15 protein-coding genes are annotated in these 23,119 nt (G+C 59.1%); 5 read left to right on the plus strand and 10 right to left on the minus strand.

Translation table 11 applies throughout. The annotated features are described in order from the left end of the window. The first annotated feature begins 106 nt into the window (after positions 1-106). Positions 107-619 (plus strand): DUF523 domain-containing protein, encoded by a 513-nt coding sequence (locus ACMWLG_RS04160; protein WP_045355486.1) that lies wholly within the window; start codon positions 107-109, stop codon positions 617-619. A 151-nt stretch (positions 620-770) separates the two neighbouring features. Here ACMWLG_RS04160 and yegQ read toward each other — a convergent pair whose 3' ends face one another. The 9 genes from yegQ to yegD form a co-directional block, all read right to left on the minus strand. Then, positions 771-2,132, minus strand: coding sequence for a tRNA 5-hydroxyuridine modification protein YegQ (gene yegQ, locus ACMWLG_RS04165; protein WP_023312421.1), 1,362 nt, complete (start codon positions 2,130-2,132; stop codon positions 771-773). Between the two features lie 154 nt (positions 2,133-2,286). Next, positions 2,287-2,619, minus strand: coding sequence for a YegP family protein (locus ACMWLG_RS04170; protein ID WP_045402964.1), 333 nt, complete (start codon positions 2,617-2,619; stop codon positions 2,287-2,289). A gap of 135 nt (positions 2,620-2,754) precedes the next feature. Continuing rightward, entirely contained in the window at positions 2,755-3,477 is a 723-nt protein-coding gene (gene baeR, locus ACMWLG_RS04175; protein WP_045402967.1) for a two-component system response regulator BaeR, read from the minus strand. Then, the gene (gene baeS / locus ACMWLG_RS04180; protein WP_045402970.1) at positions 3,474-4,877 is read right to left on the minus strand and encodes a two-component system sensor histidine kinase BaeS; all 1,404 of its coding nucleotides are present in this window, start codon (positions 4,875-4,877) and stop codon (positions 3,474-3,476) included. The genes baeR and baeS overlap by 4 nt, the downstream gene beginning before the upstream one ends. Continuing rightward, positions 4,874-6,289 carry an MFS transporter gene (locus ACMWLG_RS04185; protein ID WP_045402972.1) on the minus strand — a complete coding sequence of 472 codons (1,416 nt, stop codon included), beginning with the start codon at positions 6,287-6,289 and terminating at the stop codon, positions 4,874-4,876. The genes baeS and ACMWLG_RS04185 overlap by 4 nt, the downstream gene beginning before the upstream one ends. After that, positions 6,290-9,367, minus strand: coding sequence for a multidrug efflux RND transporter permease subunit MdtC (gene mdtC / locus ACMWLG_RS04190; RefSeq protein ID WP_045402973.1), 3,078 nt, complete (start codon positions 9,365-9,367; stop codon positions 6,290-6,292). Further along, positions 9,368-12,490, minus strand: a complete 3,123-nt coding sequence (locus ACMWLG_RS04195; RefSeq protein WP_045402977.1) for an MdtB/MuxB family multidrug efflux RND transporter permease subunit — start codon at positions 12,488-12,490, stop codon at positions 9,368-9,370. After that, positions 12,490-13,692 carry an MdtA/MuxA family multidrug efflux RND transporter periplasmic adaptor subunit gene (locus ACMWLG_RS04200; RefSeq protein ID WP_045402981.1) on the minus strand — a complete coding sequence of 401 codons (1,203 nt, stop codon included), beginning with the start codon at positions 13,690-13,692 and terminating at the stop codon, positions 12,490-12,492. Before ACMWLG_RS04200 ends, ACMWLG_RS04195 begins: the two co-directional genes overlap by 1 nt. 212 nt (positions 13,693-13,904) lie before the next feature. Further along, positions 13,905-15,257 carry a molecular chaperone gene (gene yegD, locus ACMWLG_RS04205; protein WP_045402984.1) on the minus strand — a complete coding sequence of 451 codons (1,353 nt, stop codon included), beginning with the start codon at positions 15,255-15,257 and terminating at the stop codon, positions 13,905-13,907. A gap of 130 nt (positions 15,258-15,387) precedes the next feature. On the opposite strand from yegD, the gene alkA reads away from it, so the two are divergent. Next, on the plus strand, positions 15,388-16,260 hold the full coding sequence (gene alkA, locus ACMWLG_RS04210) for a DNA-3-methyladenine glycosylase 2 (protein ID WP_045402987.1): 873 nt from the start codon (positions 15,388-15,390) through the stop codon (positions 16,258-16,260). On the opposite strand, the gene ACMWLG_RS04215 is transcribed toward alkA, so the two are convergent. After that, positions 16,225-19,554: a diguanylate cyclase gene (locus ACMWLG_RS04215; RefSeq protein WP_045402990.1), complete on the minus strand. Its 3,330-nt coding sequence runs from the start codon at positions 19,552-19,554 to the stop codon at positions 16,225-16,227. The genes alkA and ACMWLG_RS04215 overlap by 36 nt on opposite strands. A 343-nt stretch (positions 19,555-19,897) precedes the next feature. Between ACMWLG_RS04215 and udk the strand changes: the two genes are divergently transcribed. From udk to asmA, 3 genes are all read left to right on the plus strand, one after another. Beyond that, positions 19,898-20,539, plus strand: a complete 642-nt coding sequence (gene udk / locus ACMWLG_RS04220; RefSeq protein ID WP_008500855.1) for a uridine kinase — start codon at positions 19,898-19,900, stop codon at positions 20,537-20,539. A 91-nt stretch (positions 20,540-20,630) separates the two neighbouring features. Beyond that, the gene (dcd, locus tag ACMWLG_RS04225) at positions 20,631-21,212 is read left to right on the plus strand and encodes a dCTP deaminase (RefSeq protein WP_023312408.1); all 582 of its coding nucleotides are present in this window, start codon (positions 20,631-20,633) and stop codon (positions 21,210-21,212) included. Between the two features lie 22 nt (positions 21,213-21,234). After that, positions 21,235-23,085, plus strand: coding sequence for an outer membrane assembly protein AsmA (gene asmA / locus ACMWLG_RS04230; protein WP_045402993.1), 1,851 nt, complete (start codon positions 21,235-21,237; stop codon positions 23,083-23,085). Positions 23,086-23,119 lie beyond the last annotated feature (34 nt).

Raw genomic sequence — 23,119 nt, forward strand, 5'->3', positions numbered from 1 at the left:
TATAGCAGAGAGGAAAAAAGCGGGTAAGAACAGGATGAAAGGAACAAAATATGCCCGAAAGCGCGTTACACTCCAGCGATGATAGTAACGTAATCACAGGAAAGTGATGATGAATAAAATTTTGGTAAGCGCGTGCCTGATGGGCTTTAAGGTTCGTTACAACGGAAGTGAAAAAGCGCGAATGAACGAGCTGCTCGCTCGCTGGCAGCAGGAACAGCGTCTGGTTATCCACTGCCCTGAACTTGCGGCCGGGCTGACTGTACCTCGTCCTCCGGCAGAGATTATGTCCGCTGATGGCAAAGACGTAATGCGCGGGCAAGCCAGAATTAGTGAAAATACAGGGCAGGATGTGACTGAGCAGTATCAGCTTGCAGCCTGGCTCGCGCTACGCGCTGCTCAGGAGTCGGGGTGTAGCGCAGCACTATTAACCGATGGCAGCCCAACGTGCGGCAGTCAGTTTATTTATGACGGATCTTTTCGCGGGATACATAAAGCGGGGAGGGGTGTTGCTGCATCGTTGCTCGCAGAGCATGGGATAGCCGTGTTCTCGGAGGGGCAAATCGACGAACTGATTGCCTGGGTTGAGGAGAGAGAAGGCAAAAAAAATAAGCCCGCGTAAGGGAGATTACGCAGGCTAAGGAGGTGGTTCCTGGTACAGCTAGCATTTATGGGTTATGTTTTTCAGCGGGGGGATAATACCCGTATTGAACGAAGCGGTATGTGATCCGATTCTAAGAATTATCCCAGCGCGAAAAAATTTCCCTGATTAACTATTTGCCGTGTGGGTTTCGGGTGCTTTCACCGTTGAAGTTACGCATCAGCAGCGCAAACTTCAGCTCCACCTCTTCCGGAACCGGCAGCCAGACGGTATGACCGTCGCCCGGCGCCACGTCAATCGCCTCGCCTTTGCCGTTTTCCAGATGCTCCAGCGTGAAGTTCATGTTGCCCTGCGGGGTCATCAGCTCCAGGCTGTCGCCTTTGGTGAATTTGTTTTTCACCGCGACGGCTGCCAGCGCGCCTTTGCGCTCGCCGGTGAAGTCGCCGACAAACTGCTGGCGCTCGGAAACGGAGTAGCCGTGCTCGTAGTTCTGGTAGTCGTCATGGGTATGACGACGCAGGAAGCCTTCGGTATAGCCGCGGTGCGCCAGGCCTTCCAGAGTTTCCAGCAGGCTGGTATCGAACGGTTTACCGGCCGCCGCATCGTCGATGGCTTTGCGGTACACCTGCGCGGTGCGCGCGCAGTAGTAATAGGATTTGGTGCGGCCTTCGATCTTCAGGGAGTGCACGCCCATCTGGGTCAGACGCTCAACGTGGGCGATGGCGCGCAGATCTTTCGAGTTCATGATGTAGGTGCCGTGCTCGTCTTCAAAGGCGGTCATGTACTCGCCCGGGCGTTTGGCTTCTTCAATCATAAACACGCTGTCGGTTGGCGCGCCGATGCCCAGCGTAGGCTCGACGTTGGTCACCGGGATCGGCTCGTGCTTATGCACGATGTTGCCGACGTCATCCTCTTTGCCTTCCTGGACGTTATATTCCCAGCGGCAGGCGTTGGTGCAGGTGCCCTGGTTCGGGTCGCGCTTGTTGATATAGCCGGAGAGCAGGCAGCGGCCGGAGTAGGCCATGCACAGCGCGCCGTGAACGAAGATTTCGATTTCCATATCCGGCACCTGGGTGCGGATCTCTTCGATCTCTTCCAGCGAAAGCTCTCGGGACAGAATGACGCGGGTCAGCCCCATCTGCTTCCAGAACTTCACCGTCGCCCAGTTGACGGCGTTAGCCTGGACGGAGAGGTGAATATCCATCTCCGGGAAGTTTTCCCGAACCAGCATGATTAATCCCGGGTCCGACATGATCAGCGCGTCCGGCCCCATATCGACCACCGGCTTCAGGTCACGGATAAACGTTTTCAGCTTGGCGTTGTGCGGCGCGATGTTCACGACCACGTAGAATTTTTTACCCAGAGCGTGCGCCTCGTTGATGCCGAGCTGCAGGTTCTCGTGGTTGAATTCGTTATTACGTACGCGCAGCGAGTAGCGCGGCTGGCCCGCATACACGGCGTCGGCGCCATAGGCGAAAGCGTAACGCATATTTTGCAGCGTTCCCGCCGGGGAAAGGAGTTCCGGTTTAAACATGTTTGTTCTCGTTCTGATGACAGGTCAGATCCGCATGCACCAGGTGCAGCGGTAAGGGGAGATCCCCCACATTAAGGGCGGGCATTGTAGCGCTGCGGGGCAGGGAGGTAAAGCGCCGGGTCGCGTCACCGCTATCCCGGCGTGCTTCGTGTTGTCAGGTGTTGTCTTTTACCGTCTGAGTGGACCCGTTAGTTTTGACCGAGGCTATGCCCTTATCACGCGATTGTTCCGTTGCATAAAGCTGACTGCTGCCAATCACCTGATGATTGCCTGCCTTGAGATTGAAATGGTACTTACCGTTAGAGGCTGTTTTCTTCTCATAGCGCTCGTCCAGGGGGCTGTTCGTGCGTACGGAGGCAATGCCGTTTTCGGCGGCACTTTTACTGGTGTAAAGCTCGCTGGTAAGAATGGTCTCTCCGTTACCCGCCTTCAGCACAAACCTGAACTGACCATCACTGCTTTTACTTAATTCGAACCAACCAGACATAGGAACTCCTTGATCGAAAGTAAAGTGAGAGGCACCAGTTTTAAGCAAGCGAACCGGTAAAAAGAGTATGGTTGATTCCTGAATTGATTCCAGAAAAGAAAAACCCGCCCTGGGGCGGGTTTCAGCGTCGAAAGGTCACGCTATCCTGCACGCATCCGCTTCCCAGCGATACCCCACGCCATACACCGCGCGGATAAACGACTGCTCGGCGTCCAGCGCCTCCAGCTTGCGGCGCAGGTTTTTAATGTGGCTGTCGATGGTGCGGTCGGTCACCACGCGGTAATCGTCGTACAGGTGGTTCAGCAGCTGTTCGCGGGAGAAGACTTTTCCCGGCTCGTGGGAGAGGGTTTTCAGCAGGCGGAACTCCGCAGGGGTCAGGTCCAGCAGCTTGCTGCGCCAGCTCGCCTGGAAGCGGCTTTCGTCGACAATCAGCGGGCTTTCGGCGTCCAGCACCTGAAGCTCGCGCTGCGGCCTGCAGCGGCGGAGAATGGTTTTCACGCGGGCGACCACTTCACGCGGGCTGTAGGGCTTGCAGATGTAATCATCCGCGCCAATTTCGAGCCCCAGCAGGCGGTCAATCTCTTCAATTTTGGCGGTGACCATGACGATCGGCACGTCGGAGAAGCGACGAATTTCCCGGCACAGGGTCAGCCCGTCAACGCCCGGCAGCATTAAATCAAGCAGGATCAGATCCGGCGGGGTCTGGCGCACGTATGGCATCACCTGGTCGCCGTGGCTTATCAGCGAGGGGGCGTAGCTGGCCGCACGTAAATAGTCGATCAGCAGCTGCCCAAGCTTGGGTTCGTCTTCCACGATCAAAATGCGCGGCGTGTTTTCGTCAATCGGTAACTCGGTCATACTTCTCTCGATAAATCCCGTTCCAGAGGTAACTCTACTGTAATGCTAACCCCGCCAAAAGGCGAATGGGAGGCGCGGATCGTGCCATTATGCGCCTCAACGATGTTAACGCAAATCGCCAGCCCCAGGCCGGAACCGCCGCTGGCGCGGTTGCGGGAGCCTTCGGTACGGTAAAAACGTTCAAACAATTTTTCCAGCTGCGCGTCCTGCACGCCGGGGGCGGAATCCGCGAAGGTGAGGGCAAAGCGCCCGTTTTCCTGCCTGCCGGAGATATGTAGCCCACCGCCGCTGTCGGTGTAGCGCAGGCTGTTTTCCAGCAGGTTATTGAACAGCTGCATCAGCCGGTCCTTGTCGCCAAACACCACCGCGCTGTCCGGCAGGGAGAGGTCGATTTTCAGGTTGCGGCTGGCAAACCGCTCGCGGAAGGCGCCGCTGATCACTTCCAGAATGTTAATTACGTCCACCGGCGCCTTCTGGTAGGCCAGCGCGCCTTCGTCGGACATGGAGAGCTGGTGGAGATCGTCCACGAGCTTGGTGAGCGTGCCCACCTCCGCCTGCAGAGAGGCCACCGATTCTGGCGTAAACTGGCGCACGCCGTCCTGAATGGCCTCCAGCTCGCCGCGCAGCACCGCCAGCGGCGTGCGCAGCTCGTGGGAGATATCGGCCATAAAGTCGCGGCGCATCTGCTGGTTCTTCTCCAGCGTGCTGGCGAGCTGGTTAAAGTCCTGCGCCAGCTTGCCCAGTTCGTCCTGGCTGCGGGTATCGACGCGGGTGGTGAAATCCCCGGCGGCGAGCTTGTGCGTCCCTTCCACCAGCCGTTTCACCGGAGCGAGCAGGCCGCGCGCCAGCGGGAAGGTGGCGAGCGCGGCGAGCAGGGTGGAGAGGGCGACAATCAGCCAGCTTGTCCGGCGCTGCTGGCGGTCAAAGTTGATGTCGGTGTTGCGCGTCAGGCGCTCCACCGGAGAGGCGATAACCCAGCCGACTGTCGCATTGTTGACTTTAATCGCACGACGGGTGCCGTCCGGCGGTATCGGCGCACGCGGACCCACCAGCGTGCGCATGTCCTGGTCAATCACCCAGAACTGGGTGCGCCAGCCGTGCGGCGGCATGCCCGGCCCCGGGCGATCGTCACCGGTATCGTGCTCCAGCGAGCGCAGGATCTGGAAAATAAAGCGGTCGTTATTGCGCAGAAAACGCCAGTTGCCGTGCTGGGCGTACTGTTCACTCAGCGCATCGCTTAAGCCCTGTAAACGCTGTTCATTGCCATGCTTGATGTAATCAATAAAACCGCGCTCGAAGCTGATCCGCACCGCCCAGTGCATGGTGATCAGCAGGACGATACAGGTGGCAAATATCGCCACGAAGAGCTTGCCGGTAATGCCCGGACGCCAGAATTTCATGAACCACTCCTTTTGCCGCGCCTAATCACGACGTTCTTGCTGGTATCATCCGGCACTCTGGCGAAGATGAAAGCGGGCAGGGCGATGATGACCGCCATGCTGAGATAGGTATACAAAAAGACCTGATGCGCCACCGGCGTGTCGACGCTGAGGTGGTGCTGGCCGTACATGCCGAGCAGTAAACCCGCGATGGTCACCCCGACGCTCATCGAGAGCTGCATGATCATCGACAGCAGGCTGTTGCCGCTGCTCGCCAGATCGTCCGGCAGGTCCTTCAGCGTCAGGGTATTCATCGACGAGAAGCGCATGGAGTTGACGATCCCCTGGCAGAACAGCACCAGCGGCAGAACGTAGTACCAGCCCATCAGCGCCACGGCCATAAACAGCAGACTCACCAGCGCCAGCCCCAGCGTGGCGGTCACCAGCACGCGACGATAGCCAAAGCGGTTCACCACCTGTACCACGATGCGCTTCATTCCCATGCTGCCGAGCACCATCGGGATCATCATCAGGCCCGCGTGGAACGGCGAAAATCCCATTCCGATTTGCAGGAAAACGGGCGTCATAAACGGCAGCATGCCGCTGCCGACGCGCCCGGCGAAGCTGCCGAACAGGCCAAGGCGATAGGTAGGGTTTTTAAACAAGCTCAGGCTGAACAGCGCCTTATCGTTACCTCTGGCATGCCGCAGATACCACAGAATGGCGGTGATGCCGATAACGACCAGCATCCCCAGCGTCAGGGGCGAAATCCCCAGCCCTTTTTGCCCGTCGAGCGCCAGGGTAAGCGTGGCCATGCCCGCCGCCAGCAGGATAAAGCCAAAGAAATCAAAGCGCCGCGTCTGCATTTTGTAGTTCGGCATCAGCGTCAGGGTGGCGATGGCGCCGATGATGCCAACAGGAAGATTGATTAAGAAGATCCAGTGCCAGGAGGCGTACTCCACCAGAATGCCGCCGAGCGCCGGGCCCAGGAGCGGCCCCACCTGACCGGGCAGGGTCACAAAGGTCATCGCCGCCATGTACTGCTCGCGCGGCACGATCTTCATCACCGTTAGCCGCCCGACAGGGACCATCATCGCCCCGCCGACGCCCTGCAGCACGCGCGCCATGACCAGCTGGTCGAGGGTGTTGGCCTGGGCGCAAAACAGCGAGCCGGTGGCAAACAGCACGATGGCGGTAAAGAAGATATTCCGCACGCCCACTTTGTCCGCCAGCCAGCCGCTGGCGGGCAGCATCACGGCGACCGTCAGCACGTAGGAGACAATCACCATGTGCATATGGAGCGGGCTCTCCCCCAGGCTTTTCGCCATAGAGGGGAGGGCGGTGTTGACGATGGTCGTATCCAGCGACTGCATAAAGAAGCCGAAAGCGACTATCCATAGCTGCCAGCGAACGTTAGCGGGGAGATCGGTCATTTACTCGGTCACCGTGGTTCTGTTTTTACGCGAGAAGCGCAGCCGCAGGCGGTCGAAGAACAGATAGACCACCGGCGTGGTGTATAGCGTCAGCAGCTGGCTCATCACCAGGCCGCCGACAATGGTGATCCCCAGCGGCTGGCGCAGCTCGGAGCCGTCGCCGCCCGAGATAACCAGCGGCAGCGCGCCAAACAGCGCCGCCAGGGTGGTCATCATGATCGGACGAAAACGCAGCAGGCAGGCCTGGAAGATGGCCTCTTCCGGCGATAGATTGCCGTTACGCTGGGCGTCCAGCGCGAAGTCGACCATCATGATCGCGTTTTTCTTCACAATACCAATTAATAGCATGATTCCGATGAGCGCGATCAGGCTGAACGGCGCGCCGAACAGCTCCAGCGCCAGCAGCGCCCCAACGCCCGCCGACGGCAGCGTCGAGAGAATGGTCAGCGGGTGAACGTAGCTCTCGTACAGCACGCCCAGCACAATATAAACCGTGGCGATGGCGGCCAGAATCAAAATCACCTGCGAATTCATCGTCTCCTGGAACACCTGCGCGGTGCCGGCAAAGCTGCCGCGCACGGTGGACGGCACGCCAAGCTGCGTCATCGCGCGGTTAATTGCGTCGCTGGCTTCAGAAAGCGACGAACCGGCGGGCAGGTTAAAGGAGATAGTCGACGCCGCCGATAGCCCCTGGTGGTTCACCGACAGCGGCGCGTTGGCCGGCTGCCAGCTGGCAAAGTAGGAGAGCGGAATCGCCTTGCCGTCGTTGTTAATCACAAACATTTTGTCCAGAGCGCTGATGTCCTGGGTGTAGCGCGGATCGACCTCCATCACCACCTTATACTGGTTCATCGGCTGGTAGATGGTGGAGATCTCGCGCTGGCCGAAGGCGTTGTTCAGCAGGCTGTTGGCGGCTTCAACGTTAATGCCCAGCCGCGACATGGTTTCGCGGTCGTAGGTCAGGGCCATCTCGGCGCCGTTATCCTGCTGATCGGAGTTGACGTCCGCCAGCTGCGGCAGGGCGGCCAGCGCCTTGCGGATCTTCGGCTCCCACTCCCGCAGGGCGGCTAAATCGTCCGAGAGCAACGTGTACTGATAGCTGGCGTTCGCCTGACGGCCGCCGACGCGGATATCCTGAACGGCCATCAAAAACAGGTTTGCCCCCGGCTCTTTGGCGAGCTTCACCCGCAGGCGGTCAATCACCTGCTGGGCGGTTTCGTTGCGCTCGCCGCGCGGTTTCAGGGTAATAAACATCATCCCGCTGTTGACGCGTGACCCGCCGGTAAAGCCGGTGACGTTATCCACGGCTTTGTCTTCACGAATGATCTTCATGAAGTCCTGCAGCTTGCCGCGCATCGCCAGGAACGAAATGCTCTGGTCCGCCTGAATCCCCCCCATCAGCACGCCGGTGTCCTGCTCCGGGAAGAACGTTTTCGGGATGGTGATGTACATCCAGACGTTGAGCACGATGGTACCGATCAGCACCAGGCCGACCAGCCGGGTATGGTTCAGCACCCACTTCAGCGATTTGCCGTAGCCTTCCTGCATGGCCATCAGGAAGCGACCAAAGCCTTTGCGGCGCGGCTGCGAATGGGGCTTGCTGCGCTTGAGCATCCAGCCGCACATCATCGGCGTCAGCGTTAGGGAGATCGCCAGCGAAATCCCGATGGCGACGGAGAGGGTGACGGCAAACTCGCGCAGCAGCCTGCCCGGCAGCCCGCCCATCAGCAGCAGCGGCAGGAATACCGCCACCAGCGACAGGCTCATGGAGAGCACCGTAAAGCCCACCTCGCGCGTGCCCTGCAGCGCGGCCTGCAGCGGCTTCACGCCCGCTTCCAGGTGGCGGGAAATGTTTTCCAGCACCACGATGGCGTCATCCACCACGAAGCCCGTCGCTATCGTCAGGGCCATCAGCGACAGGTTGTTGAGGCTAAATCCGCACAGGTACATGGCGGCAAAGGTACCGATCAGCGAGACCGGAACGGCCACCGCCGGAATAAGCGTCGCGCGGCCGGATCGCAGGAACAGGAAGACCACCAGGATCACCAGGGCGACGGAGATAATCAGCGTTTGCTCCACCTCTTCAAGCGAAGCGCGAATGGTCGGGGAGCGATCCTGGGCAATTTGCAGATCGATTGCTGCCGGGATGGTCTCCTGCAGGTCCGGAAGACGGGCGCGAATGCTGTTCACCGTCTCAATAATATTCGCTTCCGGCAGCTTGCGGATCATCAGCAGAATGGCCGGTTTCGCGTTGGTCATCCCGGCGTTGCGCACGTCCTGCACCGAGTCGGTAACGCTGGCAACGTCGCTCAAGCGCACCGCCGCGCCGTTGTTGTAGTGAATAATGAGCGGCTGATATTCCGCGGCGGTTTTCAGCTCGTCGTTAGTGTGGATCTGCCAGCGGTGGCTGCCGTCCTCAATCGCCCCCTGCGGTTTGCGGACGTTGGCCGTGCTGATGGCGGAGCGCACGTCATCCAGCGACACGCCCTGGTTGAACAGCGCCTGCGGGTTTAGGCCGACGCGCACGGCGGGCAGGGAGCTCCCGCCGACGCTCACGTCACCGACGCCGTTAATTTGTGAGATGGTCTGCGCCAGCTGGGTAGACGCAAAGTCGTAAAGCTGCCCCTGAGAATACGTATCCGAGGTCAGCGTCAGGATCATGATCGGCGCATCGGACGGGTTGGCCTTGCGGTAGGTTGGGCGGCTCGGCATCCCGCTCGGCAGCAGGCTTTGTGCGGCGTTGATGGCCGCCTGCACGTCGCGCGCCGCGCCGTTGATATCCCGGTCGAAGCTGAACTCCAGAATGATGCGCGTGCTGCCCAGCGAGCTGCTGGAGGTCATCTCGTTGACCCCCGCAATCCGCCCGAGCGAACGCTCCAGCGGCGTGGCAACCGACGAGGCCATGGTCTCCGGTGACGCGCCCGGCAGCGAGGCGCTGACCATGATCACCGGGAAATCCACCTGCGGCAGGGGGGCCACCGGCAGCAGCCGGAAGCCCAGCACGCCGCAGAGGGTAATGGCGAGCGAGATTAATATCGTCGCCACCGGGCGATAAATGAAGAGGGCAAAAAACTTCACTTATGCCTCCTCTTCACGTTTCGGGAAACGGCTTTTGGTCCACAGCGCCAGGCGGTCAAACAGCAGGTAGATCACCGGCGTAGTGAAGAGGGTCAGCACCTGGCTCACCAGCAGACCGCCGACCATGCCGATACCCAGTGGACGGCGCAGCTCCGCGCCGACGCCCGTGCTGAGCATCAGCGGCAGCGCGCCCAGCAGGGCGGCCAGCGTGGTCATCAGGATCGGACGGAAACGCAGCAGACAGGCCTGGAAGATGGCGTCGCGCGGCGACATGCCCTGCTCGCGCTCGGCGGCCAGGGCGAAGTCGATCATCATGATGGCGTTTTTCTTCACGATCCCTATAAGCAGGATAATGCCGATGATGGCAATGACGTCCAGCTCGCTGCCCGCCAGCATCAGTGCCAGCAGCGCCCCCACGCCCGCTGTCGGCAGGGTAGAGAGGATGGTGATTGGGTGGATAAAGCTTTCGTACAGCACCCCGAGCACGATGTACATCGCCACTACCGCCGCGACGATAAGCCAGATGGTGTTACCCAGCGCGGCCTGAAACGCCAGCGTGCTGCCCTGGAACTGGGTCTGAATATCGGACGGGAAGCTGAGCTCTTTTTCAGCCGCCTGAATGGCCTCCACCGCTTCGCCGAGAGAATAATTGTCCGGCACGTTGAAGGAAATGGTGGTGGACGGGAACTGATCCAGATGGTTGATCGACAGCGGGGTATAGCGTTCTTCCACCGTGGCGATAGCGCTCAGCGGCACAATGCCGCCGTCTTTGCTGGTCAGGCGCACCGAGTCCAGCCCCGCCAGGCCAGGCGTGTTGTCCGTGTTGTGCTCCAGCACCACGCGATACTGGTTGGCCTGGGTGTAGATGGTGGAGATCAGGCGCTGACCGAAGGCGTTGTACACGGCGTTGTCCACGTCTGACATGGTAATGCCCAGACGGCTGGCGGTATCGCGGTTGACGTTCACGTATGCCGCCAGCCCTTTGTCCTGCCAGTCGCTGCTGACGTCGGAGAGCTGCGGCAGGGTGTTAAGCTTATTTACCAGCTGCGGCACCCAGGTGCTGAGCGCGTCCAGCGAGGTGGCCTGCAGCGTGAACTGGTACTGCGTGCGGCTGACCTGAGTATCAATGGTCAAATCCTGAATCGGCTGCAGGTAAAGCTCAACGCCCGGCACCCGCGCGACGGCGTTTTGCAGCCGCTCAATGACGGCGTTGACGCGATCGTCGCGCTCATCCAGCGGCTTAAGGTTGATCTGCAGACGCGCGCTGTTGAGCGACGGGTTGGTGCCGTCGACACCCACGTAGGCGGTCAGGCTCTCGACCGCCGGATCTTTCATAACGATCTCAGACACCTGCTGCTGGCGCTGGGCCATACTGGCGAAGGAGACCGACTGCGGGGCCTGAAGCGTGCCCTGAATAATGCCGTTGTCCTGGATCGGGAAGAAGCCTTTCGGAATGAAAATCCACAGCATCACGCTGAGCGCCAGGGTTCCCAGCGCCACGCCGAGCGCGGCCCACGGATGGTTCAGGACTTTCGCCAGCACGCGTCCGTAGGCGGCAATAATCCGCTCGAACATGCGCTCGGAGGCGCGCGAGAAGCGGTTTTGCTTGCGCAGCGACTCGTGGCTCAGCATGCGGGCGCACATCATCGGCGTCAGGGTCAGCGACACCACGGCGGAGATCAGAATGGCGACCGCCAGCGTGACGGCAAACTCGCGGAAAAGCCGCCCGACGATATCGCCCATAAACAGCAGCGGGATCAGCACCGCAATCAATGAGAAGGTCAGCGAGATAATGGTAAAGCCGATTTCCCCTGCGCCCTTCAGCGCGGCGGCCAGCGGTTTTTCGCCTTTCTCGATATAGCGCGAGATGTTCTCGATGACGACTATAGCGTCATCCACCACGAACCCGGTGGCGATGGTGAGCGCCATCAGCGTCAGGTTGTTAATCGAAAAATCGAGGAACACCATCACCGCAAAGGTGCCGACCAGCGAGAGCGGTACGGCGACGGCGGGAATAATGGTCGCCGGAACGTTACGCAGGAACAGATAGATGATCATGACCACCAGCGCAATTGCCAGCATCAGCTCGAACTGGGTGTCGGTGACCGACGCGCGAATATTCGTGGTACGGTCGGAAAGCACTTTTACGTTGACCGATTTCGGCAGGCTTTCGATCAGCTGCGGCAGCATGGTGCGAATACTGTCGGCGGTTTCAATGATGTTTGCGCCCGGCTGGCGCTGGACGTTCATCACGATCGCCTGCTGTTTGTTCGCCCAGGCGCCGAGCCAGCTGTTTTCCGCCCCTTGTTCGACGGTCGCCACATCACCCAGACGCACCGGCGCACCGTTCTGGTAAGCGATAATCAGCTGACGATATTCGTCGGCGGACTGCATCTGGTCGTTCGCCGAGAGCGTGACGGCGCGGGTGGGGCCGTCCAGCGAGCCTTTTGCCGAGTTAACGTTGGCGCTGCTGATGGCGGTGCGGATGGTTTCGCTGGTCAGGCCCAGCGCGGCAATCGCCTGCGCGTTAAGCTTCACGCGCACGGCGGGGCGCTGGCCGCCCGCCAGCGTGACGAGGCCGACGCCGGAGACCTGTGAAATTTTCTGCGCCACGCGCGTTTCGACCATGTCTTCGACCTGGGTCATCGGCATGGCGGAGGAGGTGACGGCAAGCGTCATGATTGGCGGATCGGCCGGGTTCACCTTGCTGTAGACCGGCGGGTTGGGCAGGTCTGACGGCAGCAGGTTGGTGGCGGCGTTGATGGCGGCCTGCACCTCCTGCTCGGCGACGTCCAGCGACAGCGTCAGCTGGAACTGCAGCGTCACGACGGATGCCCCGCCGGAACTCTGGGAGGACATCTGTTTTAGCCCGGACATCTGGCCGAACTGGCGCTCCAGCGGGGCGGTAATGGCGGACGTCACAACGTCCGGGCTGGCTCCGGGATAGAGAGTGACAACCTGAATCGTTGGGTAATCCACCTCCGGCAGCGCCGACACGGGCAGGAAGCGATAGCCGATAATCCCGGCGAGCAGGATCGCCACCATCAGCAGCGTGGTGGCGACAGGACGAAGGATAAACAGGCGTGACGGCCCGCCTGTAGAGCCTGGGGGCATCACCTGCATCAGGATTTCTCTCCCTGTTTCGCAGGTTCAACCACTTCCACTTTGGCCCCTTCGGTCAGACGGTCAATGCCGTCGGTGACCACGCGGTCGCCTGCGGAAAGGCCGGCGGCGATGACCACCGTCTGGCTGTCCTGGATACCGGTTTTCACCAGGTGCTTGCTGACCTTATTGTCGCCGTTAAGTACCCAGACGAAATTACCTTCGTTACCCATCTGCAGCGCAGCGGTGGGGATCACTACCGCGTTCTCTTCGGTCGCGACCAGCATACGCGCGTTGACGAACTGGTTCGGGAAGAGGGCATCGTCCTGATTGTTAAAGCGCGCCTTCAGCTTGATGGTGCCGGTGGTGGTGTCGATCTGGTTATCCAGGCTGAGCAGGGAACCTTCGCTCAGCTTCTGCTTGTTGCTGCGGTCCCAGGCTTCCACCACCAGCCCCTTCCCGGATTTTTGCGCCTGCACCACGGTCGCAATGTCGCTTTCCGGTAGGGTAAAGACTAAATCAATCGGGTGGGTCTGGGTGATGACCACTATGCCCGTGGTGTCGCCGCTGGAGATCTGGTTGCCGATATCGACCTGCTTCAGGCCCACGCGTCCGTCAATCGGCGCGGTGATGCGGCTCCAGTCCAGCTGCAGCTGGGCGCTGGCCACGGCGGCCTCGTCGGCTTTGATGGTGCCCTGCGTTTCGCTGACCAGCGACTGCTGGGTGTCCAGCTCCTGACGAGATACGAGGTTGGTTTTCACAAGCTGCTGGTAGCGGGCCAGATCGCGGCGGGCGTTGGCGAGCGTGGCTTTGTCTTTCGCGAGCTGCCCCTGCGCCTGGGCGAGGGCGACCTTAAACTGGCTCGGGTCTATTTCGGCCAGCAGATCGCCCGCTTTAACCTGCTGACCTTCCTGGAAGTGAATGGCCATCAGCTGGCCGTCGACGCGGCTGCGCACCGTCACGGTGTTGGCGGCGGTAATGGTCCCAAGGCCAGTAAGATAGCGAGGAACGGCTTTATTCACTGCCGTCGCCGCCTGGACCGGCGCCAGCGCGCCGCCGCGCATGCCGTGACGCCCTCCGCCTGCCGGGCGCTGTGCCTGACTATTTGCACCCGCGGGGGCTGCGGAGTTCGCGGATTGACTGTGCCAGTACCAGGCGGCGGCAAGGACCACCACAATGATGCCAGCGGCGATTGCCCAGCGGGATTTGTTACTGCCTTTCATCGTTATACGTTCTCATCCTGAAGACTTCGGGGAATGATACTAGTTTAGTCAGCTAACACAGCGGAAAAATGGAGGAAATATGGAAGACTGTCAGGAATGGTCTGAATGGAGGTAAACGCAAAACGGCAACATCCGTTGCCGTTTTTGGTGTTTACTCCCTCTCCCTGTGGGAGAGGGCCGGGGTGAGGGCACCAGACCGCACCGCAACAATGCTAGCTAAACATCACCTGCGCCCAGCGTGCCAGGCCTGCGGTAACGGATCCAAAGTCATCGCCACCGGCAATCGGAATGCCCGGCAGCTGTTCCGCCAGCGCTTTCTTGATCAGCGGCGAGCGGGCGCTTCCCCCCGTCAGATAAATCACATCCGGCTTCTCTTTGCCGTTCTCCAGCGCCAGCTGTACCTGCTCAAGAATACGCTGTAGCGGCTGCGCGAGCGCCGTCTCCAGCCCGTCCTGCGAAATCGCAGTGGCCAGATCGTCGCTGATAAACGGCAAGGAGACCGCATGCTCAGCACGGTCGGAAAGGGCAATTTTGCTCTCTTCGGCAGTGCGCACCACGCGGTAGCTCAGGCGCTGACGCCACACTTTATACAGCAGGGCGACTTTTTCGGCGTCCTGCGCGTCGCGCACCAGATCGTTAAGGAAGCGGCCGTTGGCGGTGCTGTAAAAATCACTCTGCGCAGGCACGTCGTTAATGGCAATCGCGTTCCACCACGGCAGGATCGGCAGGGCGATACCTTTTTCGGTTTGCCCGCCCATGCCGAGCAGCGGCATCAGGCTCTTGAATGCCAGCGCGATATCGAGATCGTTACCGCCTACGCGACAGCCGCTGTGCCCGAGCAGGCTATTTTCACGATCGCGTCGGTTATGCCACTGCGGCCCCATCAGCAGCAGCGAGCAGTCCGTGGTGCCACCGCCGATATCCACAACTAATACGCGCTTCTCTTCCGTCAGCGTGGCTTCAAAATCCAGCCCCGCGGCAACCGGCTCGTACTGGAATACCACATCTCGGAAGCCTGCGCGGTGCGCCGCGCGTTCAAGGATCCCCTGCGCCTGCTGGTTGGCCTCGCCGCCGCCCAGCCCCTGGAAGTTGATCGGGCGGCCAATGACCGCCTGGGTAATCGCATCGGAAACCTGCGTCTGCGCCTGATTGCGAATATGCAGCATCATCGCGCACACCAGGTCTTCGAACATCGCCACCTGCTGCGGCTTCAGTCCGCTGGCGCCGAGGAAGGATTTTGGCGACTTAACGAAGTAAACCTCTTCAGGATCTTCAATGTAGTGCCCGAGCGAAGAGAGGCCGAACTGCACGCTGGACGGCGAAACGTCGATGTCTTCCTCACGGTTAAAGCTGACCGCCCGGCGCAGCAGCGCCTGGGTCTCCGCCGCCGTGGCCGGAACCTGATGGTGGCGGAACAGCCATTCGCTTACCGCTTCACGCGTCGGCGCGCAGAGCATTGACGGCAGCAGCGTGCTCTCTTTTTCCATTTTCAGAAGCTGTGGCTGTCCGTTTTGCATAATCGCAACCGAGCAGTTTGCCGTACCGTAGTCGAATCCAATAAACACGATGAATCCCCATGCCAGTGAGAAGGGGCGAGACTTTAACGAAATGTCTTCATGGCGACAACAGGAATATGAAAGCAAGGCGAAACAGGACCTTTCCGTTTATGCTGTGGAGAACCCAAAAGTAGAGACGATGTACACCCTGAACTGGCAACCCCCTTACGACTGGCAGTGGATGTTTGGCTTTCTCGGCGCGCGTGCGGTGACGGGCATTGAAACCGTCACACGCGACTACTACGAGCGCAGTTTTGCCTGTGAAGGGCATCAGGGGATATTTCGCGTAACGCCGGATATCGCCACCCATACGCTGACCGTGACGCTCAGTCCGGGGTTAGTTCCGGTTGCGCAGACGTGCCTTGAACGCATCGAGCGCCTGTTCGATCTCGCCTGCAACCCGCAGCACATCGCGGATACGCTGGGCGATCTCGGTGCTGCCCGGCCGGGCTTGCGTTTGCCGGGGGCGATGGACGCGTACGAGCAGGGCGTACGGGCGATCCTCGGGCAGCTGGTGAGCGTGGCGATGGCGGCGAAACTGACGTCGCGCGTGGTGGCGCTGTGCGGTGAGCCGATCGCGGATTGTCCGGGGTATCTCTGTTTCCCCACGCCGGACGCGCTGGCGGCAGCGGACCCGCTGGCGCTGAAGGCGTTGGGCATGCCGGTAAAACGCGCGGAGTCGTTAATTCATCTGGCGCAGTCGGTCATCGACGGGACGTTTCCGCTTTTCCCGCCCGAGAATATTGAGGCCGGGATGAAGGCGCTACAGCAGCGGCCGGGGATAGGGCGCTGGACGGCAAACTACCTGGCCCTGCGCGGCTGGCAGGCGAAAGATGTCTTTCTGCCGGATGATTATCTGATTAAGCAACGCTTTTCCGGGATGACGCCCGCGCAAATTCGGCGTTATGCCGAGCGCTGGCAGCCGTGGCGCTCTTACGCGCTGCTGCACATCTGGTACACCGACGGCTGGGCACCGTCAGTTGATGGCGAAATAGCTGGTGTTGAGCAGTAGATCCAGCGGCTGCGGCTCGGCGATGGTGTCGCCATAGATAAAATCAATGCCGATGCCGGAGAGCGTATCCATCATGATGGGCTGATTGCACGGGCCCGCGATGGTTTTCATCCCCAGACGCTGGGCGTGGCCCTGCACAATGGTCACCATCATCTCATCCATCAGGTTGCCATACACGTTGCTTACCACCTCCGCGTCCAGCATCAGATAGTCGGCCATATTGGCGGTCAGGTGGGTAAAGACGTTCATGTCGCGACCCACCTGGCTGAAGATCACGCGGCAGCCCGCCTGGCGAAGCTTTTGCAGACTCCGCTGCAGGTTTTTATCCGGGCTGCACACCACGTCGGCAGAGATAACCAGATGCAGGAGACGGCCCGGCATCGGGCTTTTATCCAGCAGGTCGAGAAGTTCATCGACCAGCGTTACGCTGGCTAAACCGGCCTCAGAGAGCGGCAGTGCCACTCCCATGCCTTTACTGGCGATCTGGGCGGCTGAGGTGCGGAAAAACTCGCTAAAGATCCGTCTGTCGAGGGCATGTAAAAGCTCAGGCTCTGCCAGGCCCGAGCGGAAGGCATGCTCCTCCTGGACTTCGCCCTGGCTGGTCCACAGGCGTAACGACAGCAGCCAGAAATTACTGCTTTCCGGGATGCGCGGGGAGGCGACGCTGCGGGCAATCATCATCAGGTGATTGTCTTTAATCATGTGCCACTGTTCATCAAGCGACATCATGCTGCGCGTGTTGTGATCCCGCTCCTGCTGGGGTTCGTAAACCGTCACCATGCCGCGCCCGCTGTTTTTCGAGGCATAACAGGCTATATCCGCCTGCGACATTACCTCTGACGCCTGATGGTTATTTTCATCAATCAGCGTGATACCTGCGCTGGCGCCGATCCGGTGCAGACGGCCTTCCCACATAAAGTGATAGTCATTGATCGTGTGGATCAGGCGCCCGGCGATATAGCGCGCGCTTTCAATATTGCAGTCCGGGAGCAGTAATCCGAACTCATCCCCACCCAGACGCGCCAGCACGTCGCTGGAGCGAAGCATGGTCAACATCAGCGAAGAGAGTTCCCGCAGCAGGGCATCGCCCGCCGCATGGCCTGCCGTATCGTTGACGGCTTTGAAGCGATCGAGATCGATAAAGACCAGGGCATGACGCTGGCGCGTTTCGCGAACGGTCTGCAGAAGCCGTTTAAGATGATTTTCGAAGCTGACCCGGTTTGCCAGATGGGTCAGGGCATCGTGGGAGGCGCTGTAGCTCAGCTGACGCAGCATTTTGCGCGACTCGGTCACGTCCTGAATCACGATAACCGAGCCAATATTCTGCCCGTCCAGCGTGCTGAGCGGCGTAATGCTGTAGTGAATATCAAAATTACCGCCGGTACGGCAGTTCAGCACCACGTCCTGATCGATATCGGAACGGGACATATCGCCGCTGTGAATATTCTCCATCAGCGGCCCTTTTTCACCAAAGGTGATGTGCAACACCTTCAGGATCGGCTGGCCGATAGCCTCGGTCTGCAGCCAGCCGCTCATTTTCTCGGCCACCGGGTTCATAAAGGTGACGTTCATGTTGATATCGGTACACAGCACCGCTTCACCGATGGAATCAAGGGTAATGTGCAGACGCTCTTTTTCCTGGAAGAGGGCCTCGTTGAGCTGCTTCACCTCGGTCATATCCATGTTGATACCGAGCAGCCGTTCGACTTCACCCTGCTTATTGAGCACCCGGTTCGCCAGGGAGCGAATATGGCGCACGCCTTCCTTCACGCGGATGCGAAATTCCAGCTTAAACGGCAGGCGGGAAATCAGCGAGTCCCGCAGCACCTGCTCGGCGTGGGCACGATCTTCCGGCAGCATCGTGTCGTGCCAGAGCTGCCAGGTAGGCTTGATGTGCGGCGGGATTTCATATAGCTCAAACATCCGCTTGTCCCAGCTGATAATGTCTGGCTCCAGATCCCACTCCCAGATGCCGATGCCGCCCGCTTCGTTAGCTAGCGTAATGCGCTCCATCAGGCGTTTGTTGACCCACTCGGTCTGCTTCAGGTCGTTAATGTCTTCAATCTGGGCGATAAAATAGAGCGGCGAGCCGTCGGCATGGCGCACGACGGAGACGGCAAGAAGCGCCCAGACTACTTCCCCGTTGCGGGTGTAATAGCGCTTCTCGAGGGTATAGGTATTGATGTCGCCGTTGACCAGCTGTTCGAGCTGTTCAAGGTCGGTGTGCAGATCTTCCGGCCAGGTGAGCTGCTGGAAGGTCAGCGACTGAAGCTCCGTCTGGCTGTAACCGAGGAAATTGCACAGCGCCTTGTTAGCCTGCAGCCATTTGCCCTCAATGCTGACCAGCGCCATACCGATGGCGGAATACTCCATCGCATTGCGGAAGCGCTCCTCACTTTCGGTGATGTGCTTGCGCTCTGCGCGGAAGGCGTACATCACCATGGTCATCACGTTGGCAGGCAGGAGCAGCATCAGGAACGGCAGCCAGGGGGCGTTCAGCATCGCCCCGACGTGCTGGGTTGTCAGCGCCACCGGGTTTTGGGCAATCATCAGCGACACAACCATCACGGTGACCAGAAACACCAGGAACGCTTCCATTCGCGGCAGGCGCACGGCGCTCCACATAAGCAAAACGATAACGCAGGTGAAAGGCCACGGCAGCCAGGTGATGGCTGCCCAGCTGAGGGCCAGCGTTACGGCCAGCGTGGTCAGGGTTTCCAGGAGCAGTCTCGGGTCACGGTGGCGCAGCAGATAATGCGGTTTAAATAACAGCCCCAACGGAACCACCGCCAGTGCGCCAATCGCTTCGGACAACACCCAGACGAAGAAATTACGCAGGGGTTCAGGGCCGGGCGCCAGCAGAGACACCAGGACGCCGCCCACCAGCGGCGGTATCACTGCGCTGCCGATGGCCACGCGGATCCAGTCATTCAGATTCTGCAGCGGGTTGTACCACGGGAGCAATTTGCGAAGTAATAGCGCACCGGTAAAAGCTTCAACCACGTTAATTGAGGTGTAGGTGAAGCTTATCGATCCCCACGAAAACAGCATCCAGGTGGCCAGAATATTGCCAAACGAACAGGCCAGGGCGATTCCCGGCCACATTTTTCCTGCATGGCGGTAAAACGCCACCATCATAATGGCGGTGGGGAACCAGAGCGGGGCCAGCAGGGTGCCGAACCGGGTGAGCTCCAGGGAAAATAAGGTAAAGATAAAGGTGACCAGGCCCAGACAGACAAGTCGTATTAAAGGATGTGGGGTGGTAACCAAAACCCGCTGGTATTGTTTATTCATTACCGCTTTATCCAGAGACGCCATGCCGTCAGGGAAGATGTCCGAACGCGTGAATTAGATAATTTGGTTTATGCTAGTACAAACAATTTACAATTCATATGGTGACCGCTCAGAATTTGACACCACAGACTTATTAAATAGAGGCTCCGTGAAAAAAAACGGTTAAACGCTGAAAAAACGTTCATTTAAATTTCACTCAGGGAATAAAGCGCCACTTTTCGGCCAGTCTCGCAGAACCTGTGCTTTCGACTGGTATCACGCCCGCGAAATCCCTATAATTGCCGCGTTTGACGCTCCGGCGTCGTCCTTCCTTAACATCCAGGTTAATCAGGTCGCTAAATTTATGACTGATAAGTCTCATCAGTGCGTCATTATAGGCATCGCCGGCGCATCGGCTTCAGGTAAAAGTCTAATTGCCAGTACGCTTTATCGCGAACTGCGTGAACAAGTAGGTGATGAGCATATCGGCGTCATTCCCGAAGACAGCTATTACAAAGATCAATCCCATCTGTCGATGGAAGAGCGCGTCAAAACCAACTATGACCACCCAAATGCAATGGATCACAGCTTGCTGTTCCAGCATTTAGAAGCGCTCAAGAGCGGCCAGGCGATTGAGCTGCCCGTTTACAGTTACGTAGAACACACCCGCACCCAGGAAACCATCCGTATCGAGCCGAAAAAGGTCATTATCCTTGAAGGCATCCTGCTGCTGACCGACGCCCGCCTGCGCGAATCCATGAACTTCTCGATTTTCGTTGATACCCCGCTGGATATCTGCCTGATGCGTCGCATCAAGCGTGACGTGAATGAACGCGGCCGTTCGATGGACTCAGTCATGGCGCAATACCAGAAAACGGTCCGCCCGATGTTCCTGCAGTTTATTGAGCCATCCAAACAATACGCCGATATCATCGTGCCGCGCGGGGGTAAAAACCGCATTGCTATTGATATCTTAAAAGCGAAAATCAGCCAGTTTTTTGAATAAGCCGCGCGAATTGTGTACCGTTCAGAGATAACCTGGTTTTACCCTGAGCGCTTAACGCCTCAGGGTACGATGCATGAAAGGAGAAAGTGCCATGCGTCTTTGTGATCGCGATATAGAAGCCTGGCTGGATGAAGGCCGTTTGTCTATTACCCCACGTCCACCCGTTGAGCGTATCAATGGCGTGACCGTTGATGTGCGGTTAGGCAATAAATTCCGTACCTTTAGCGGCCATACAGCACCGTTCATTGACCTTAGCGGGCCGAAGGACGAAGTCAGCGCCGCGCTCGATCGCGTGATGAGTGACGAAATCGTGATCGATGAAGGCGAAGCTTTTTATCTGCATCCAGGTGAACTGGCCCTGGCGGTGACGTTTGAATCCGTCACCCTGCCTCCGGATCTGGTTGGCTGGCTTGATGGCCGTTCTTCGCTGGCGCGACTGGGGCTGATGGTTCACGTGACCGCGCACCGTATCGATCCTGGCTGGTCGGGGCGTATCGTGCTGGAATTCTTCAATGCCGGTAAATTGCCGCTGGCGCTGCGCCCGGGCATGATGATCGGCGCGTTGAGCTTTGAACCTCTGTCAGGCCCGGCAGATCGTCCTTACAACCGTCGGCAGGACGCAAAATATCGCGACCAGCAGGGCGCGGTTGCCAGCCGTATTGATAAAGACTGATCGTTAGCCCATTGAGGATGCCATGAGAAGAGTTCTGACAACGCTGATGATTTTGCTGGTGGTGCTGGTGGCTGGCCTTTCGGCGTTGGTTCTGCTGGTTAACCCCAACGATTTCCGCGCTTACATGGTGCGGCAGGTCGAGGCACGCAGTGGTTATCAACTGAAGCTTGACGGGCCGCTGCGCTGGCACGTCTGGCCGCAGCTCAGCATTCTCTCTGGCCGCATGTCGCTCACGGCGCCGGGGGCGGCCCAGCCGCTGGTGTCCGCAGACAACATGCGCCTTGATGTGGCGCTGTTCCCGCTCATTTCCCATCAGCTGCAGGTTAAGCAGGTGATGCTGAAAGGCGCGGTGATCCAGCTCACCCCGCAAACCGAAGCCGTGCGTGATGCCAGTGCGCCGGTTGCGCCGCGCGAAAATACTCTGCCTGATGATCCGTCCGATACCGGCTGGTCCTTTGATATCGGCAAGCTGAAAGTTGCCGATAGCGTGTTGGTTTTCCAGCATGAGCACCAGGAGCAGGTGACCATTCGCAACATTAACCTGCAGATGGAACAGGATGCTCATCATCTTGCGTCGCTGGAATTTAGCGGGCGCGTGAACCGCGATCAGCGTGATTTGACCCTGTCGCTGAATGCTAATGTGAACGCCTCAGACTATCCGCACCAGCTTACGGCCGACATCCAGCAGCTGAACTGGCAGCTGACGGGTGCCGATCTTCCCACCCAGGGGATCACAGGGCAGGGAACGCTGCAGGCCGTGTGGCGCGAAGAGCAAAAGCAGCTGGAGCTGGATAATCTCAACCTGCAGGCAAATGACAGTAGCCTGAAGGGGCAGGCGAGCGTCACGCTCGAAGAGAAGCCGAAGTGGGTGCTGAATCTGCAGTTTGACAAGCTCAACCTGGAAAATCTGCTGCCGCCTCTGCCCGCCAGCGCCACGGACAGCGATGCCACGCAGACGGGGCAAAGCCAGGCACCGGTATCACGTCCGGTAATCTCGTCTAATCTCGATCAGCCTGACTATAACGCCCTGCGCGGGTTCACGGCGGATATTCTGCTGAAAGCCAATAGCCTGCGCTGGCGCGGCATTGATTTTAGCGACGTGAGCAGCCAGATGTTTAACCATAACGGTTTGCTGGTGATCTCCGAGCTGAGCGGAAAGATGGGCGCAGGCAGCCTCTCGCTGCCCGGCACGCTCGACGTCCGTAAAGACGAAGCCAGCGCCGAATTCCAGCCGCGTCTCGACAACGTTGAGATAGGCACCATCCTGAACGCGTTTAATTATCCGATATCCCTGACGGGGCAGTTGACGCTCGCGGGTGACTTCTCAGGCACGAAAATTGATGCCGATGCTTTCCGCCGCGAGTGGCAGGGACAGGCGCATCTTGATCTGAAAAATTCCCGTATGGAAGGGCTTAACTTCCAGCAGCTGGTGCAGCAGGCGGTCGAGCGCAGCAGCGATGTGAAGGCCCAGGATAACTACGACAGCGCCACGCGCCTCGACAGCTTCACCACGGACCTGACGCTGGACAACGGACAACTTACTCTCGACGGAATGCAGGGTACTTCTTCACTCTTATCAATGACCGGTGAAGGTAAGCTGGATCTGGTGAAAGAAACCGCGGACACGCGCTTTAACGTGCGCGTACTTTCCGGCTGGCAGGGTGAAAGCAAGCTCATCGACTTCCTGAAAGAGACGCCGGTCCCGCTGACCGTATACGGCAAATGGCAGGCCCTGAATTACCGTCTGGAGGTGGATCAGATCCTGCGCAAGCATCTGCAGGATGAAGCGAAACGTCGGCTTAGCGGCTGGGCGGAACGCAATAAAGATTCACAGGACGGTAAGGACGTTAAGAAGCTGCTGGATAAGCTTTGATGTCCGTTGCGCCGGGTGACGTTGCGGCCTGATG

Source organism: Enterobacter sp. 01-M-02-SI-ECC, assembly GCF_047530595.1.
Lineage (GTDB): Bacteria > Pseudomonadota > Gammaproteobacteria > Enterobacterales > Enterobacteriaceae > Enterobacter > Enterobacter cloacae_M.